Source organism: Streptomyces sp. MI02-7b (genome assembly GCF_033793585.1).
Lineage (GTDB): Bacteria > Actinomycetota > Actinomycetes > Streptomycetales > Streptomycetaceae > Actinacidiphila.
In genome coordinates, this window is sequence record NZ_JARAWX010000009.1 from 320,270 (window position 1) to 336,162 (window position 15,893).

The 15,893-nt window shown below is 70.6% G+C and carries 11 protein-coding genes; 4 read left to right on the forward strand and 7 right to left on the reverse strand.

Features of this window, described 5'->3' with window-relative positions; genetic code table 11:
* Positions 1-250 precede the first annotated feature (250 nt).
* Together PV364_RS17885 and PV364_RS17890 are read left to right on the forward strand one after the other, a co-directional pair.
* On the forward strand, positions 251-679 hold the full coding sequence (locus PV364_RS17885) for a pyridoxamine 5'-phosphate oxidase family protein (protein WP_319661016.1): 429 nt from the start codon (positions 251-253) through the stop codon (positions 677-679).
* Between the two features lie 166 nt (positions 680-845).
* Positions 846-1,829 (forward strand): aldo/keto reductase, encoded by a 984-nt coding sequence (locus PV364_RS17890; RefSeq protein ID WP_319661017.1) that lies wholly within the window; start codon positions 846-848, stop codon positions 1,827-1,829.
* A gap of 114 nt (positions 1,830-1,943) precedes the next feature.
* Here the strand turns inward: PV364_RS17890 and PV364_RS17895 are convergent, their stop codons facing one another.
* From PV364_RS17895 to PV364_RS17910, 4 genes are all read right to left on the reverse strand, one after another.
* Positions 1,944-3,110 carry an ROK family transcriptional regulator gene (locus tag PV364_RS17895; RefSeq protein ID WP_319661018.1) on the reverse strand — a complete coding sequence of 389 codons (1,167 nt, stop codon included), beginning with the start codon at positions 3,108-3,110 and terminating at the stop codon, positions 1,944-1,946.
* Between the two features lie 208 nt (positions 3,111-3,318).
* The gene (locus PV364_RS17900) at positions 3,319-6,624 is read right to left on the reverse strand and encodes a PQQ-dependent sugar dehydrogenase (RefSeq protein WP_319661019.1); all 3,306 of its coding nucleotides are present in this window, start codon (positions 6,622-6,624) and stop codon (positions 3,319-3,321) included.
* A 140-nt stretch (positions 6,625-6,764) separates the two neighbouring features.
* Complete coding sequence (locus tag PV364_RS17905) at positions 6,765-7,733, reverse strand: sugar phosphate isomerase/epimerase (protein ID WP_319661020.1); 969 nt, start codon at positions 7,731-7,733, stop codon at positions 6,765-6,767.
* Between the two features lie 94 nt (positions 7,734-7,827).
* Positions 7,828-8,778, reverse strand: coding sequence for a hypothetical protein (locus PV364_RS17910; protein ID WP_319661021.1), 951 nt, complete (start codon positions 8,776-8,778; stop codon positions 7,828-7,830).
* A 1,370-nt stretch (positions 8,779-10,148) separates the two neighbouring features.
* Between PV364_RS17910 and PV364_RS17915 the strand changes: the two genes are divergently transcribed.
* On the forward strand, positions 10,149-10,808 hold the full coding sequence (locus tag PV364_RS17915; RefSeq protein WP_319661022.1) for a hemerythrin domain-containing protein: 660 nt from the start codon (positions 10,149-10,151) through the stop codon (positions 10,806-10,808).
* A 258-nt stretch (positions 10,809-11,066) separates the two neighbouring features.
* On the opposite strand, the gene PV364_RS17920 is transcribed toward PV364_RS17915, so the two are convergent.
* From PV364_RS17920 to PV364_RS17930, 3 genes are all read right to left on the reverse strand, one after another.
* Complete coding sequence (locus PV364_RS17920; RefSeq protein WP_319661023.1) at positions 11,067-11,843, reverse strand: SDR family oxidoreductase; 777 nt, start codon at positions 11,841-11,843, stop codon at positions 11,067-11,069.
* Positions 11,844-12,117: 274 nt separating this feature from the next.
* Positions 12,118-12,315, reverse strand: a complete 198-nt coding sequence (locus PV364_RS17925; protein ID WP_319661024.1) for a hypothetical protein — start codon at positions 12,313-12,315, stop codon at positions 12,118-12,120.
* Between the two features lie 29 nt (positions 12,316-12,344).
* Entirely contained in the window at positions 12,345-12,947 is a 603-nt protein-coding gene (locus tag PV364_RS17930; protein WP_319661025.1) for a TetR/AcrR family transcriptional regulator, read from the reverse strand.
* A gap of 115 nt (positions 12,948-13,062) precedes the next feature.
* On the opposite strand from PV364_RS17930, the gene PV364_RS17935 reads away from it, so the two are divergent.
* Positions 13,063-15,300 (forward strand): MMPL family transporter, encoded by a 2,238-nt coding sequence (locus tag PV364_RS17935; protein WP_319661026.1) that lies wholly within the window; start codon positions 13,063-13,065, stop codon positions 15,298-15,300.
* Positions 15,301-15,893: the final 593 nt, after the last annotated feature.

Below are 15,893 nucleotides of genomic sequence, written 5' to 3' on the forward strand. Positions count from 1 at the left end.
CCATGCCCGTGATCGGGGTCACGCGGTCGGCGGTCGGCGGTCGGCAGGAGCGGGGTCGGTCAAGCGGACGGGCGACCGGGTCGTCCCCGTCGGGCCGTGGTGCCGCCGGCGGCGACAACTCCGACGCCGGCGAATGCGTTTCGGGCGGTACGTGTCCCCTGCGCCCGTGGTGCGTCTTCTCCGATCCCCGGGATCTCTGCCTGCTCGGTCTCGCGGAAGCGTTGTCAGCGGCCGGGCCTACAGTCGAGGCATGGAACTTTCACGGGACGAACGCGAAAGCTTTCTGGCCGAGTCGCACGTCGCCGCGCTCGGCGTCGCAGCCGGCGATCACCGCGGGCCCTTGGTGATTCCGATCTGGTATTCCTATGTGCCCGGCGGACTGCCGTGGATCCTCACCGGCGCGGGTTCCTCGAAGATGACCCTGATCAGGGCGGCGGGCCGCTTCAGCCTGCTGGTCCACCGCACGGAGCCGACGACCCGGTACGTTTCGGTCGAAGGACCGGTTGCCGAGACAGCCGAGGGGACCAGCGCCCTCCATCGCGCGATGGCCGGCCGCTACCTGTCCGGTGAGGCACTCGACAGGTTTGTGGCCATGGCCGAGGTGGAACTCGCCGACCACGTCGTGGTCCGTATGAGGCCGGAACGCTGGTTCACCGCCGATCTGGGCTCGACAGCGTAACCCTGCCGCTCCGCAGGCCCCCGGTGTCACAAACGCGCAGGCAGGACGGTCTCTGTCTGTGCGGACTTTCCACGGACTCCGCTGTACGTGATCGAGCGCATCGGGTGTTCCTCTCCTGGAACGGAGTGCGGGGTGACGGACGATGCCAACGGGAAGGGGATGCACGATGCGGACGGTGGACCTCGGTCGTCAGGGACTGCGCGTGCCGGTGCAGGGCCTGGGTGCGATGGGGATGAGCGTGGACTACGGCGCCGGGGACGAGCGGGAGTCCGTGCTCACGCTCAACCGCGCGGTGGACCTGGGAGTCACGTTCATCGACACGGCCGAGTCCTATGGCCCCTTCGAGAACGAGAGGCTGATCGCCCGGGCGCTGGGACACCGCCGGGACGAGGTCGTCCTTGCGACGAAGTTCGGCGTCGACTTCGCCGACGACGGCACGCCCGGCCCCTTGGACGGCCGGCCGGAACACGTCCGCCGGGCCGTGGAGCGTTCGCTGCGCCATCTGGGCACGGAGGTGATCGACCTCTACTTCATGCACAGGGTCGATCCCCGCACGCCCGTCGAGGACACCATCGGCGCGATGGCCGAGCTGGTCACCGCGGGCAAGGTCCGCTGGATCGGACTCTCCGAGGTGTCCTCCGAGACCATCCGCCGGGCCCATGCCGTGCACCCACTCACCGCGGTCCAGTCGGAGATGTCGTTGTTCAGCCAGGACCTGCTGGACAACGGCCGCAAGGCGACGATGGACGAACTGGGCATCGGCCTGGTCGCCTCCTCACCGATGGGCCGCGGCTTCCTGAGCGGCGCCATCCGCAGCGTCGACGACCTGGCGCCGGACGACGCGCGGCGCGGACTGCCGCGCTTCTCGCCGGAGAACATCGCGGCCAACCTCGTCCTGGTCGAACGCATACGGGAGATCGCCGGCGCGCGCGGCGCGACACCGGGACAGGTCGCGCTCGCGTGGGTCAACGCACAGGGCGCCGTCGCCATCCCGGGCACGAAGAGGCGAAAGTACCTCGAGGAGAACGCCGCGGCCGCCGACCTCGTCCTGACCCAGGACGAACGCTCCGCACTCGGCGCCGCCGTCCCGGCCCAAGAAGTCAGCGGCGCGCGCTACACCGCGCAGGCACTGGCGTCCACCAACCGCTGACCCCGCGCACCCGCGCCGGCCTCACCCTTCGGGCGTCCGGGGGGGGAGCGGGAGAGTGTTCCGTGCCGTGCTGGGCAGCATTGCATCGGGTCGTACCGTCGGTTCGACGGTCCGTCACAGATGCCTCTCGAAGTCGAGTTCGCTGGCGAGCAGTGCCGCGCCGGTCACTCCGGCGCGCGGGCCGAGTTCCGACAGCACGATCTGCAGGTTCCCCGTGGCGAGCGGTAGCGAGCCCCGGTAGACGACGCTGCGGATCTCGGCGAGCAGCAGATGGCCGAGCCCGGAGACGCCGCCGCCGATCACGATCATCGACGGGTTGATGAAGCTGACGAGCGTGGCGAGGACTTGTCCCACCCGGTGGCCGCCGTCCCGGATCAGGTTGACGCACGTGACGTCCCCGCCGGCTGCGCACTCCCCCACGTCCACAGCGGTGAGGACGCCGTCCGCCGCAAGGCGTTCGGCCAGCGCCGGCGACTGCCCCGAACGGGCGGCGGCGGTGGCGTCACGGGCCAGGGCCACACCGCCGAAGAACGCCTCCAGGCAGCCGGTCTTGCCGCACGAGCAGACGGGTCCCTCGGCCTCGACCTGGATGTGGCCGATGTCGCCCGCGGACCCCTCCGACCCCCGGTAGATCTGGCCGTGCACCTGGACCCCGCAGCCTATGCCGCTGCCGATCTTCACGAACAGCAGGTTGTCGACGGCCTTGGCGACTCCTCCGTACCGCTCGCCGAGGGCCATCACGTTCACGTCGTTGTCCACCACGACCGGGCAGCCGTGCGCCCGGGTGAGGGTGTCCCGGACCGGGAAGCGGTCCCAGCCCGGCATGATCGGCGGGGAGACCGAGATCCCCTCCTTGAAGCTGACCGGCCCCGGCAGCCCGATTCCTATCGAGTTGAACCGCGCGCACCCGGCCTGGTCCGCCATTTTGTGCAGCAGTTCGTTGACCCGGTCCAGGACCGCACGCGGGCCTTTGCGGATATCGGCGGCCTCGGCATACGAGGCGATCGGTTCCAGCCCTCCGTCGGTGATCTCGATGTCGATCGAGCTGGCACCGAGGTCCACCGCCGCGAACCGGATGTCGGGATCGAGTTGGACAAGCGTGGAAGGGCGGCCGCCTCGCGAGGTGGCCGGCCCCGCCTCGAGCACCCTTCCGGCCGCGATCAAACGGTCGAGTTCAGCCAGCAGCCTCGGCCTCGCCACTTCCAGCTGGTCGGTCAGCTGGGCGCGCGACAACGGCCCGAGGTCGCGCAACAGGCTCAGCACGCGGTACTGGATGCTCACAGGCTCACTTCCTGGGTATCAGCCGAATGTGTGACAAAACGTTAGGGGCGTAACTTCATAAGCGTCAATGGCTTTCACACAGATCGTCAAAAGTTAAATTCGAAACGAAGAAAGCATCGGTGCGTCGAGCAGTTACCCGACCGGAGTCCCGGCCCCGGGAGTGCCAAGGGGTGCTGCCCGGCGTGACGGCCGGGCAGCACCCTTCGCATCAGCCGGCCAGGCCTCCCTTCACGGCCAGGGCGTCGCGGGCAAGAGCGGTCCGCGCGGTCGCGTCGGTCACCAGCCTGGTGTCCGCCGCCAGTTGCGCGACCTGGTCCAGGACCGCGGCCGCCTGGTTGGTGCGCCCTGCGTCGGCGTGCGCCCGGGCCTGGTCGAGCCGGACCGTCAGCCGCTGCTGACCCTGCTCGGTCAGCCGGTTCTCCGCACGCAGTTGGGTGATCAGGGCGTCCAGCTCGTCGAAGGAGGTGCGGGTGGTGAAGTGCACCGTGCGCGTGGTGGTGTTGCCCGCCGCGTCACGACCCGTGACCACCAAGTCGTGGCCACCCAGCGGCAACCGCCACAGCAGCAGTGGCTGCCCGGGGGTGACGGCCGTACCGTCCAGCAGCGCGGTGGCGGCCGGCCCTCCGGAGACCGCGTCCGTGACCGAGACCACCGGCGTCGGGCGCTGGGAGTCCCCGTAGGCGGCGTCAGTCGTCACACCGGTGACCGTCACTTCGGGTCCGGTCCTGTCGATCCGCACGGCGACGGTGCCCACCGCGGAGATGTTGTTGGCCGTGTCCGTCGCCCGGTACCGGATGGAACTCATCCCCTCCGTGGAGAGGGTGACCGTGCTGTTCGCGCTCAGCCAGGTCGTTCCGCCGTTGAGCGAGTACTCCCGGCTCCTGACGGCCCCATTGTCGGTGGCGTTGACGGTCAGCGACACATTGCCGGTGTACCAGCCGTTGCTGCCGGTGGGCTGCGCCGGGTTGAGCGTGGCCGTCACCGTCGGCGGGGTCCTGTCGGCGATACCGGACCCCTGGAAGGTGAAGGAGTCCACGTCGACACCGCCCGAGGACGTGACGTAGAGCTGCCCGGTGCCGGTGGGAGCCGCGCTCAGCGCCGTGTTGACCGTCTGCCAGCCGTCGCCGGCCGGGACCGTGATCGTGGCGAACGGGTCGGACCTGGGTGTGCCCCAGCGCAGCGACAGCGTTCCGGCGCCGGTGGCGCGGGTCTGCACCCCGGTGATGCCGGCGAAGGACACCGGGTCGTAGCCGATCCAGTCGCCGTTGTCGAAGGCGGTCAGCTTGCGCTGTCCGGAGGCGGTGGCGTCATCGGTGATCACGACGCCCTGGGACGAGTCGTAGTGCTCGCCCTGCATGAGGGCGGGGTTGAGGACGACCTGGGCGTCGCTGGTCGCGGGCGGCACAGAGCCGGCGCCCCGGTCGGTGTAGGTGAGACCGAGGACTCCGAAGACGTTCTCCGTGTCACCGTGGCCCGCGTCGGCCGGGGTGGTGATCGCCCCCGAGCAACCGGTCCCGCTGCTCACCGGGTGACCGTGCTGGTTGTGGCCCAGGCCCAGGGTCCAGGCGGCCTTGGTGCAGTCGACGTTGGTGCCGTCCTCCGGATCGTCGATCCGGGTGGCGTACGGCACCACGTCGCCCCAGGTGAAGAATCCGCCGTTGGGCGGGGAGGTGAACGCCACCGTCGGTGCGGTGTTGCCCACGGTGATCTGCTTGCTGGTCAGGCCGGTCTTGCCCTCGGGGTCGGTGACCTTGAGACGGGCCCGGAGCTGGCCGTTGTCGGGATAGGTGCGGGTGGCCGTGGGACCGGTGGCCTCGAAAGTGCCGTTGCCGTCGAGGTCCCACTGGTAGGTGAGGGCGGAGCCCTCCGGGTCGGTGGAGCCGGTCGCACTGAAGGAGACGGTGAGCGGCGCCTGGCCCGACGAGGGGCTGGCGCTGATCACCGCGGTGGGGGCCTTGTTGCCCTCCGCGTAGTCGATCCGGTAGAGGCCCGCGTCGGGGTTCTGCCGGAAGAAGCCGTCGCCGTAGTCGAGGACGTAGAGCGCGCCGTCGGGGCCGAACTCCAGGTCCATGGGGTTGTCCCACGGCGGGATGCCGTTCTCGGAACGCTCGCTGTTCGGGAGGACGTTCTCCAGCTTGGTGACCGGTCCGTCCGGGCCGGCCAGGGTGAGGGCGGCGACGTAGTCCTGGGAGAACTCCCCGAGGAAGGCCTTGCCGTCCCAGTAGGCGGGGAACTTGCCCGGAGCGGGATTGGACTCGTCGTAGTGGTAGACCGGGCCGCCCATCGGGGCCTGGCCGCCGGGACCGCCGGGACCGCGGAAGGCCGTGAGCTCCGGCCACGGCTGGTCGGTGTCGCGGTCGCCGTACCACAAGGTGGCCGCCCTCGACGGGGGCAGCTCGGTGAGGCCGGTGTTCCAGCGGGAGTCGTTGACCGGCGCGGCGCAGTCGAAGGCGGGGCCGGGGGTGAGGGTGGCGAAGTCGAAGTCCCGGTAGGGACGGGTGTTGTCACCGGTGCAGAACGGCCAGCCGCTGTTCATCGCCGTGCTGGTGGTGTTCCACTCGACGTAGCCCATCGGTCCGCGGTTGGGGTCGGCGTTTCCGGCGTCGGGGCCGTAGTCGCCCCACGTCACCGCGCCCGTGGCCTTGTCCACCGCCATCCGGTACGGGTTGCGCAGGCCCATCACGAAGATCTCGGGACGGGTCTTGGGCGTGTCGACGGGGAACAGGTTGCCCGCCGGGATCGTGTAGGTCCCGTCCTCCTGCACGTGGATGCGGAGGATCTTGCCGCGCAGGTCGTTGGTGTTGCCCGAGCCGCGGCGCTCGTCGAGGCCGGGGTTGTAGGTCGCCGCGTCGTTGATCGGGGTGTACCCGTTGACGTTGGGACCCGACGCGGGGGTGTTGCCGCCGGTGGCCAGGTAGAGGTTGCCCTGCGCGTCGAAGTCGACGTCGCCCGCGACGTGGCAGCACTGACCGCGGTTGGTGGTAACGCGGATGATCTCCTGACCGGTGGACAGGTCGAGCTTGTCCCCCGTCCACTTGAAGCGGGTGAGGGAGTCGTAGCCCTCCCACTGCTTCCAGTACGCGTCGGTCTGCCCGGACGGCAGCCGCTCGGGGGCCGCGCCGGTGGGAGTGCTCAGCGGCGGCGAGTAGTAGAGGTAGACCCAGTGGTTGGTCGCGAAGTCCGGGTCGAGGGTGACGGTCTGCAGACCCATTTCCGAGTTCTGGTAGACGTCGAGGTGGTTCACGACCTTGGTGATTCCCGTGCCGGGGTCGGTCATCCGCAGATCGCCGTTGCGGGCGGTGTGCAGGACGCGCAGATCGGGCAGCACGGCGAGGTCGATCGGCTCGCCGGTCTCCTTGCTGAGCGTGACCTTCTCGTAGTTCGACCAGTCCACGGCGGGGTCGGCGGCCGTGCTCGCGTGGTCCGTGTGTGCGTCGTCCGGGTGGGCCTGCGCGGCCGGTGCCAGGGCCAGACCGCCCAGCATGGGCAGCGATGCCAGGAGCACCCCGGCCATGAGGCCTCTCAGGGTACGGTACACAGTGATGCGTCTCCTTGGTCTGTTCGGGTCAGGAGGTGCGCAGCCGGGCCGGCCCGCCGGTTGCGCCGTGGCAGCGGTACGCAAACGGCGGGCTCGGCCCGATCGGGTGCCTGCGATCAGGCCAGCAGCTGCTTCAGGGCGGTGAAGCTGCGCTGCGCGGCGCCGAACGAACCCGGCGGGTTGGGCTGGGTGTTGGGCGCGGTGTCCTGCTCCCAGATGCCGATGTGGCTGCCGCGGGCTCCGATGTCCCGGATGAACTGCTGGTACGGAAGGACGCCGGCGCCGAACTCGACGATGGAGTAGCCGTCCGCACCCGAGCTGGCGGCGCCGTCCTTCATGTGGAACAGCGGGTACCGGTAGGGCTGGTTGCGCACGTAGGCCGCGGGGTCGAATCCCGGCCAGCGGTGCTGGCCCACGTAGGCCCAGTACACGTCCAGCTCCAGGTAGACGTAGCGCGGGTCGGTGTTGCGCAGGAACACGTCGTACAGCCGGACCGACGGCTGGTCGGTGGCGAAGGCGAACTCGCCGGCGTGGTTGTGCTGGTACAGCTTCAGGCCGCGGGCGGCCGCCGCCTGCCCCCAGGCGTTGAACTCCTCCGCGGCGGCCAGGTAGCCGGCGACCGTGTTGGAGTTCGACGGTGCGTTGGCGGTGCCGACGTGCGGCATGCCCAGGATCTCCGCCGCGTCGAGCTGGGCCTGGAGGTTGGATCTGAAGTCCCCGATGCCGACGTGGCTGCCGATCGCCTTCAGACCGTTGTCGTCGAGCAGCTGCCGGATCTCCTGGACCGTGATCTGCCGGCCGAGGATCGAGGTGTTCTGGGTGTAGCCCGCGAACTCGACCTCCTTGTAGCCGATGCGCGCCATCTCCTCCAGGACGACCCTGAATCCGAGCGAGCTGACCTTGTCGCGGACGCTGTAGAGCTGCAGGGAGATGCGGTCCTTCGGGATGGACAGGATGCTGGTCGCGGCGGAGGCGGACGGCGCCGTCGCGGCGCCGACGATCGAGGCGGCGGCGACCGCCACGGTGGTGCCGGCGGTGGCCCGCAGGAAATCCCTGCGGTCGAAGGATTTGTCCAGGTGGCCCACGGTCACTCCTTGGTGGATGGGGCGAAGCAGAGTGGGGTGTGAGGTGCGCGGCGCTGACGGTGCGGAGCGCTTGTTGCCCGTGGACGGGCCGCCATCACAGCCCGGTGCCCGCGGCGGCCGCTGCGGCCTCCGCCTGCGCGGTACGCTCCGCCGCCTTCGCGGCGAGGTCGGCGCCGCGGTCCTGCGAGGCTGCCTTGGCGGCCCGGGCGAGCGACGCCGAGGGCGCGGCGGTGGTCGCGGCGATGCCGCCGCGAACGCGGGCCAGTTCGCCTACCTGGAGGGCGGGGCTGTTGTCGCTGGCGGTGAGCTTGCCGCGGACGATGATGTTGTCCAGGACCGCGTTCGCGTTGTTGCCGGTGACCGCGAGGTCGCCGCCGAGGTAGGTGGCCTGTGCGCAGGAACTGAGCGGGCCGTCGCCGCCGAGCTGGAGGGTGTCGGAATTGTTCTTGTACGCCGTGTCGCCCTCGACTTCACTGGCGCACAGGACACCGCCGAACGTGTTGGCGTTCACCGTGAGCGTCTTGCCGACAGTGCTGTCGTATACGTCGGTGTAGAGGTTCGCGTCGCCGGAGACGGCGCCGGAGACGGTGGTGCCCGAGATGTAGAGCTCGCCCGAGGAGGCTCTGACGTCTCCCTTGACGGTCGCGTCGACGCTGTACAGGAAGCCGCCGACGGCCGAGATCCCGCCGCTGGCCGCGGTGTTCTGTACATGCACGCCGAAGGCGCCCTGCTCGGTCACCGCGCCCTTGACGGTGCTGTCGGTGATGTCCAGGTAGGCGTTGTCACCGACGGCGACGGTGCTGCTGAAGGTGACGCCCTTCGCCACGAGGTCGGCGCCGGCCTCGATCGTCACCGCGCCCTTGACCTTCGTACCGGTCAGCGTGCACGACGCGCCGGCCGGCACGACGAGGGTGCCGTTCACGGTGACGGCTCCGCCTTCTCCCACGCAGGTGGTCGTGAGCGCCGCCTGCGCGGGCGCCGCGATCGTGACCAGACCTCCCGAGGCCACCAACGAGGCTGCAACGAGGTATGAACGGATCTTCATGGAGCTTCCCTTCTGCTGCGGTTACGGCCACGGCGACATGCCGCGGCCGGGAACCCCCGCCACGGCGGGGTGCTGCGGAGTGCGGGACATCTGTCACAACGGAAACCCGCTACTCGCGGCGGGCGGGCGGCGCTGGGCTTCTCGTCGGCGGTGAGGACGCGTCACATACGGCCCCGGCAGGCGGGGCTGGTTACAAGGCCGCACTGGCGTTACATCGACGCAACATCGCGTCGGTCGGCTGGAACGCTAACCGGGGTCCCCGGCGGTGTCCAGAGCTTTGCCCGGAGTCACCCCAACCTTTTTGGCGAACCGTCAAAAGATCGTCGCCAACCGCGAATTGAATCCAACGAAATGCGGGATAGCGTCTTGACAGCGATGACGCTCTGCCGCACGCTCATGACGCTCAGCCACCCAGTCAGCGGTTCCAGGCCCATCGTCATCCGTGACAGGAGCGCTCATGCCGGCCGGATTGTGGATCATCGGAGCCCGTGGCCCGGTCGCCACCACGGCGGCGCTCGGTCCGCCCGCCTCGCGGACCGGACAGGTCGAGCCCACCGGTTGCGCGACCGAGCTCCCCCTGCGCCGATGCGGGCCTTCGCCGCCGGTCCGACCTGGTCGTGGACGGCCGGGCCGCTCGCCCGCGCCGGCGCGGTCCCGAGCCGTCTCGCCGATGCCCTCGCGGATGAACTTTCCCGCGTGGACGAGGAGTTCCGGACGGCGCCCCGACCCCGGCTCCGGCGGAGGGACCACCCGGGGCAGCGGTCGGCGAGGCGATGGGGAATCCATCGCGGCGGCCGGTTCAGGCCGAAGGCCCGGATGACGGTCTGGGTGACACCACTGCCGTTGTGCTGCTCGGCGGTGACGCGGAGGGACACGTAGTCCGCGCGGGCCGGCGCGTGGAGCCGCTCCTGCCAGGTGCCCTTGTCCGCCCTTCAGTGCCGAGGACGACGGGCTTGACCGACAAGGCCGACCTGCGCTTCGCCCACCCGGCGACGTCCACCACCGTCCGCGGTTCCGACCGACGTTCTCGCCGGGCGCGGACAGCGCGCGGGCGTCGCGGCGGCGTATGCGGCCGGTTTCCGGACCACCCGGGTTACCCGTGAGCAGCGCCGGGAAGCGCCGGGACCGGATACCAGGCCCGGACGGCGCTGGGCGGTTACGGGACCGTGACCCCATCAGCCGGAGGCGGTATCCGACGCGCTGGATCCGCAGGTCGAAAGTCCTCGGATCTGCGGCGACTCGGCGTCTCCATGTGGCACTGAGCTCCTAGACACCTGGCGTCCGTCGCGATCAGGCTTTTCCGGCCGGCCGCATGAGCCGACCGTTCCACAAGCGATCGAGGACCCGTGAACCCGAGCACCGACGAAGCCATGGCCGATGTGCGAGACATGTACATGGCCCACACCATGATCCGCCGTGAATTCGGACTGCTCCCGCAACTCGTACGGGACGTCGAGCCGTACGACACCAAGCGCTCGGAGGTCGTGGGCTCCCATGCCCAACTCGTCTGCGACATGCTGCACTTCCACCACGAGGGCGAGGACGTGATCCTCTGGCCGCTGCTCCACGAGCGTGGCGGCGAGGAGGCCGAGGCCATCGTGCCGGTGATGGAGGAGCAGCACCACGCCATCGAGGCCGCCCACGGCGCGGCGATGCGCCTGCTGCCGGAGTGGAGGTCCACCGCGCGCGGCGGGCACGAGCTCGCCGACGCGTTCGACCGGCTGCTGGCCGTCCTGCTGGAGCACATGACGATGGAGGAGGAGCGGATCCTCCCCCTTGCCGAGAAATACGTCACCGCGACCGAGTGGCAGGAGCTCGGCAAGCACAGCATGAGCGAAGTGCCGAAGAAGGCACTCCCGCTCGCCTTCGGCATGGCCATGTACGAGGGCGACCCCGAGGTGATCAAGGCGGTCCTCGCGGAGGCTCCCGGTCCCGCCCGACTGGTTCTCCCGCTTCTCGCGCCGCGCCTGTACGCCAGGCACGCCAAGCGGGTGCACGGCACGGCCACTCCCCCGCGTGTCACCCGCTGACCACCTGTACGCGCGTGCGTACCTCCGACCCGACGACGGCCGCGCGCCAAGCCTTCACCAGGTACGCGGAACCGTCGGCGGCGCGGTCGCTTTGAGGGAAAGCAGAGTGGGCCGCGCCCGTCCCGCTTGGCACAGCACGTAGAGCCGTGGGCACGGTGTCTGCGCGAACGTTCTCCGACGCCCGATGCGGCTCGCGGCAGGACGAGGGCAGACCACGCGAAGCAGGGGATGGCCGCTCGGATCACACCTGACGGCAGCTCAGCTCGGCTGGCCGGTGGGCATGATCGTGACCTGCTGGAGGTTGACGTGCGCCGGCTGGGAGACGAGGAAGCCGACGGTACGGGCGATGTCCTCGGCCGTCAGCCATTCCATCGTCTCCTTGGCGCCCGCCAGCCACTCCAGGGCACCGGAATCGGTCACGTGACTCTGCAGCTCCGTGCCGACGATGCCGGGCTCGATGGCCGACACGCGCACGTTCTTGGGACCGAGCTCCGTACGCAGGTGGCGCGACAAGTGTGTGACGTAGGCCTTCGTGCCCGAGTAGACGGCGAAGTTGGGGAAGATGTTCTGCGCGGCGATCGAGGAGGTGTTGACCAGGTCGCTGACGCCGCGCTCGGCAGCCGCCTCGACCAGCTGCGGAACGAACGCTCCGATGAGGTGCATGAGGCCGGTGATGTTCAGATCGATCTGCCGCTGCCACTGGTCGGTGGCGAGCTCCTCGATCGGGGCCGGCAGCATCACACCCGCGTTGTTGAACAGCAGGTCGGCGCCGCCGAAGTCGTTCTTCACCTTGTCGGCGGCGGCACGCACCGCCTGTGCGTCGGTCACGTCGACCGCGATCGCCAGGGCTGTGCCGCCTTGTTTCTCGATGCGCGAAGCCAGGACGGCGAGCCGGTCCTCGCGGCGGGCCAGCACCGCGACCTTCGCACCGAGCGACGCCAGGTGCTCGGCAGTCGCTTCTCCGATACCGCTGGAAGCGCCGGTGACGACGGCGACGCGGTCAGCCAGGGGCACGGCAGAGGTTTTCGAGGTCATGGCGGTACCTTCCCGTGATCGTTTGGGGGCGGCAAGCCGACAGGCCGCCGCACCCCCGACCGGGGCCCACTCGGCTGACGACATCACCGCCGTCCTCGTCCCGCCCGCTCGCCCGCCCGGGAGGGCGAGGTGCCTGTCGTCCGGGCCGCCATCGGCGCGGTCACCGCGGCGGCACGGTCCCCCGCGTCGGCAGGGGGCCGTGCGCGCGCGGGGTCCCGGGAACGAATCGGGGTCCCGGGCTTCGTGACGCTGCGCGGTCTCACCGACCCGGCCGTCACCGGCGCATGCTCGCCGCGCGGGTCGCCGAGCGCGGGCCGGCCGAGGCGATCGCGTTCGTCCTGCACGGCCGCACACGCGACGGGCGGACCCGGCCGGGCGCGCTGATCCCGCCGTCCGGTCCCGCGCCGCGGTCGGCGGTGCGGCCCGCGTCGCGCCGGTCCGGCACGGCGGCGGCCGTATCTGCCTGATCCACCCCGGGGGGCGCTCCTCCGGACGCGGGAGTCAGCGGCGTGCGCTCGCGGTCATGCCCTCGATGCCGGCGGTGAGGAAGGCCATGGCCGCGCTGATGGCCTGGTCGCGGCCGCTGCCCTCGGGGTGCTGGAAGATCTCGGTGACCACGGCCGCGGCCGCGGCGGCGGCGAGGCGGGGGGCGATCCCGTCCGGGGCCTGGCCGGTGTCCTCGGCGATGATGCGGGCGCCCTCCTCGATGGCCGCCGCCATCCGCGCGGTGCGCACCGCCCGCAGTTCCGGGTTGACCTCGAACATGCGCTGTTCGAGCTCGTCGGACTCGTCGTAGCAGGCTGACTCCTTGCGCAACCAGCCCTCCAGGGCGTGCATGACGCTCTCCCCCGCGGCGCGGCCGCGCAGCACCTCCGTCAGGTGCAGCACCGTGGCATCGAAGGACGCGAAGGCGATGTCCTGTTTGGAGCGGAAGTACAGCGTCACCGTGCGCGGGGACACCTCGGCCGCCGCGGCGATCTCGGCGATCGTCGTGGCGTCGTAGCCCTGCGCCGCGAAGAGCTCGAAGGCCGCGCGTGTGATCGCGGCCCGTCGCCTGGCTTTGCCCCGTTCGCGCAGGCCGTCCCCCGTCGCAACCTTGTCCATGCCGTCCAGGATAGCGGCGGACCTGCGTTTTTACATCGCGGCGTAAAAATGCATTACGCTGCAAAAATCCTGCGGGACGGACAGCTGCCGACCCTCGAAGCGAAAGAGATCTGCCGTGGCGAAACGCTTGTACGCGCTGGGACGTTGGGCGGCGCACCGCCGGTACCGGGTGCTCTCGATGTGGGTTCTGCTCCTCGCGCTGGCCGCCGGCCTGGGCACCGCCCTCGGCGGAAAGGCGACGACGGAGTTCTCGGTGCCGGGCATCGAGTCCCAGCAGGCCCAGGACCTGCTGAAGGAGAAGTTCCCGCAGGCCGCGGGCGGCACGGCCCGGGTCGTGTTCGCCGCACCCCAGGGCGCGAAACTCTCCGGCGAGCAGGAGCGGCGTGCCATCGCCGCGACCCTCGAGGAGGTCGCGGCGGTGCCGGGCGTCGTCAACGTCTCCGACCCGGCGAAGACCGGCGCGGTGTCGAGGGACGGCACCATCGGCTACGCCGACGCGCTGTTCGGCAAGCCGGCCAACAGCGTGCCCCAGTCCGCCAAGGACCGGCTCGCCGACGCCCTGGACCCGGCGAAGAAGGCCGGCCTGGAGGTCGAGCTGGGCGGCACCGTGTCCACGCCGCCGGCCGAGGTGGGCGGCCCGGCCGAGGTCGTCGGCGTGGTCGTGGCCTTCGTGGTGCTCGCGCTCGCGCTCAGCTCACTCGTGGCGGCCGGGCTGCCCCTGGTGACGGCCCTCGTCGGCGTCGGGGTCGGCGTGATGACCGTCCAGTTCCTGTCCCGCTTCATAGAGATGACGAATACCGCGACCGTCCTCGCGCTGATGATCGGCCTGGCGGTCGGCATCGACTACGCCCTGTTCATCGTCTCCCGCCACCGCGAACAGCTCGCCGATCCCGAGCAGGACGTGCCCGACTCGATCGCCCGCGCCACCGCGACGGCGGGCAGCGCCGTGACCTTCGCGGGCGTGACCGTCATCATCGCGCTCGCCGCGCTCGCCACGACCGGCATCCCCTTCCTCACCGTGATGGGCCTGGCCGCCGCCGGAACCGTACTCCTCGCGGTCCTGGTGGCCCTGACCCTCGTACCGGCCCTGCTGGGCTTCCTCGGCGAACGGCTGCGCCCCAAGAGCGCACGGCCGGGGGCGAGTTCCCCGCGGACTCAGGCGTCCGGCCGCGAGCGCAAGCCCGGGTCCTGGGGTCTGGCCTGGGGCCGCCTCATGACACGCTTCCCCGTCCCGGTCCTGGCCGTGAGCGTCCTCGGGCTGCTCGCCCTGGCCCTGCCCGCCGCCGGACTGCGCCTCGGACTGCCGAGCAACGAGACCCAGCCCGCCTCGACCACCCAGCACAAGAGTTACCAGCTCCTCACCAAGGGCTTCGGTCCCGGATTCAACGCGACCCTCGTGGTCGTCGTCGACGGCACCCGCGTACCCACGACGCAGCGCGCGACGGTCGTCGAGCAGGTCGCCGAGACCGTCGGCAAGGATCCGGACATCGCGACCGTGGCCCCGCCCAGGGCCACCGAGGACGGCGCGATCACCGTGCTCGGCGTCGTGCCGAAGACCGGCCCCGACGACCAGAGGACCACCGACCTGGTGCACCGGCTGCGCGACCAAGCGGTGACCCCGGTGACCGACGCGGGCGGCACGGCCTACGTCGCCGGTGCGACCGCCGCCGGAATCGACGTGTCGGCGAAGCTGTCCTCGGCGCTGCCGCTGTTCGTCACGATCATCGTGGTGCTCGCGCTGCTCCTGCTGATGCTGGCCTTCCGCTCGATCCTGGTGCCCCTCAAGGCCGTGCTCGGCTTCCTGCTGTCCATCGCGGCCGGCATCGGCACGGTCGTATGGGTCTTCCAGGACGGCCACCTCACCGGAGTGTTCCAGGTCGCGGCGGCGGCCCCGATCGCGTGCTTCGTCCCGGTCCTGCTGATCGGCGTCCTGTTCGGGCTCGCGATGGACTACGAGGTGTTCCTCGTCAGCCGGATGCGGGAGCACTTCCACCACCACCGGGACGCGCGGGCCGCCGTCGAGCACGGCGTGGAGCGCAGCGGCCGGGTCGTCACGGCGGCGGCCCTCATCATGGCGGCCGTCTTCGGCGGCTTCATCTTCAACCACGACCCGACCGTCAAGACGATCGGCTTCGCGCTGACCGTCGGCGTCCTCATCGACGCCTTCGTGGTCCGCCTCACCATCGTCCCCGCGGTACTGAGCCTGCTCGGCCGTCACGCCTGGGCGCTGCCCGCGTGGCTGGACCGGGCCGTGCCGAACGTGGACATCGAGGGCGACTCCCTGCCCCGGCGCACCACGGAGACTCGAAAGGCTCCCCTCGCCGCGGAACCCGTACGGGCCGGCAAGGACTGACCAACCACCGCGGAAGGCCGTGGAGGGCCGGGACCGCAGAATGACGGCGTACGGGGCACTGGGTCGGAAGCCCCCATGCCCGAGCAAGCGGCTGATGGCCCGCGTGGGCGCCGGCCACCGCCTCGAAAACTTCCGCCTCGCCTGACCCGCGCAACACAGCGGCCCGGCCCCCACGTGGGGATCCGGGCCGCTGTTCGTACGCGGAGACAGACATCACCCGGTCGGCTACTGAATGTGCATGGGTCACTGCGGACAGCCATCCTTGCTGTGGGCTCGCTGCTGTCTTCAACAGCGTTTCTCTCCTGGTGAGCGGCGTCTGCCGCGCGTTGTGGGCCCCTTGCTGGAGGTGACGTGTTGTCCCGAATAGCCATACCTCGGGCGTGGTGGGCAGTGGCCGCGAGCGTGGCCCTGGTGTCCAGTGCTCTGACGGGTGCCGCGTATGCGGAGGGCGCCGGCGGCGGTCAGGCCGGCGCTGTGAAGCCCGGCGCGAAGAGCGGTCTCGCGGACCCGTGCTTGCTGTTCCCGGACTTCCCCGGGTACTGCCCCGGCCGCCCCGGGCATCACGGGCACCCGGGGCGCCCCGGGATTCCCGG

Bases quoted from the DNA above. Each gene is read 5' to 3' on its own strand.
- PV364_RS17900 (WP_319661019.1), bottom strand. From the start codon at position 6,624: ATGGCCGGGGTGCTCCTGGCATCGCTGCCCATGCTGGGCGGTCTGGCC.
- PV364_RS17920 (WP_319661023.1), bottom strand. From the start codon at position 11,843: ATGACCTCGAAAACCTCTGCCGTGCCCCTGGCTGACCGCGTCGCCGTC.
- PV364_RS17915 (WP_319661022.1), top strand. From the start codon at position 10,149: ATGGCCGATGTGCGAGACATGTACATGGCCCACACCATGATCCGCCGT.
- PV364_RS17930 (WP_319661025.1), bottom strand. From the start codon at position 12,947: ATGGACAAGGTTGCGACGGGGGACGGCCTGCGCGAACGGGGCAAAGCC.
- PV364_RS17910 (WP_319661021.1), bottom strand. From the start codon at position 8,778: ATGAAGATCCGTTCATACCTCGTTGCAGCCTCGTTGGTGGCCTCGGGA.
- PV364_RS17885 (WP_319661016.1), top strand. From the start codon at position 251: ATGGAACTTTCACGGGACGAACGCGAAAGCTTTCTGGCCGAGTCGCAC.
- PV364_RS17890 (WP_319661017.1), top strand. From the start codon at position 846: ATGCGGACGGTGGACCTCGGTCGTCAGGGACTGCGCGTGCCGGTGCAG.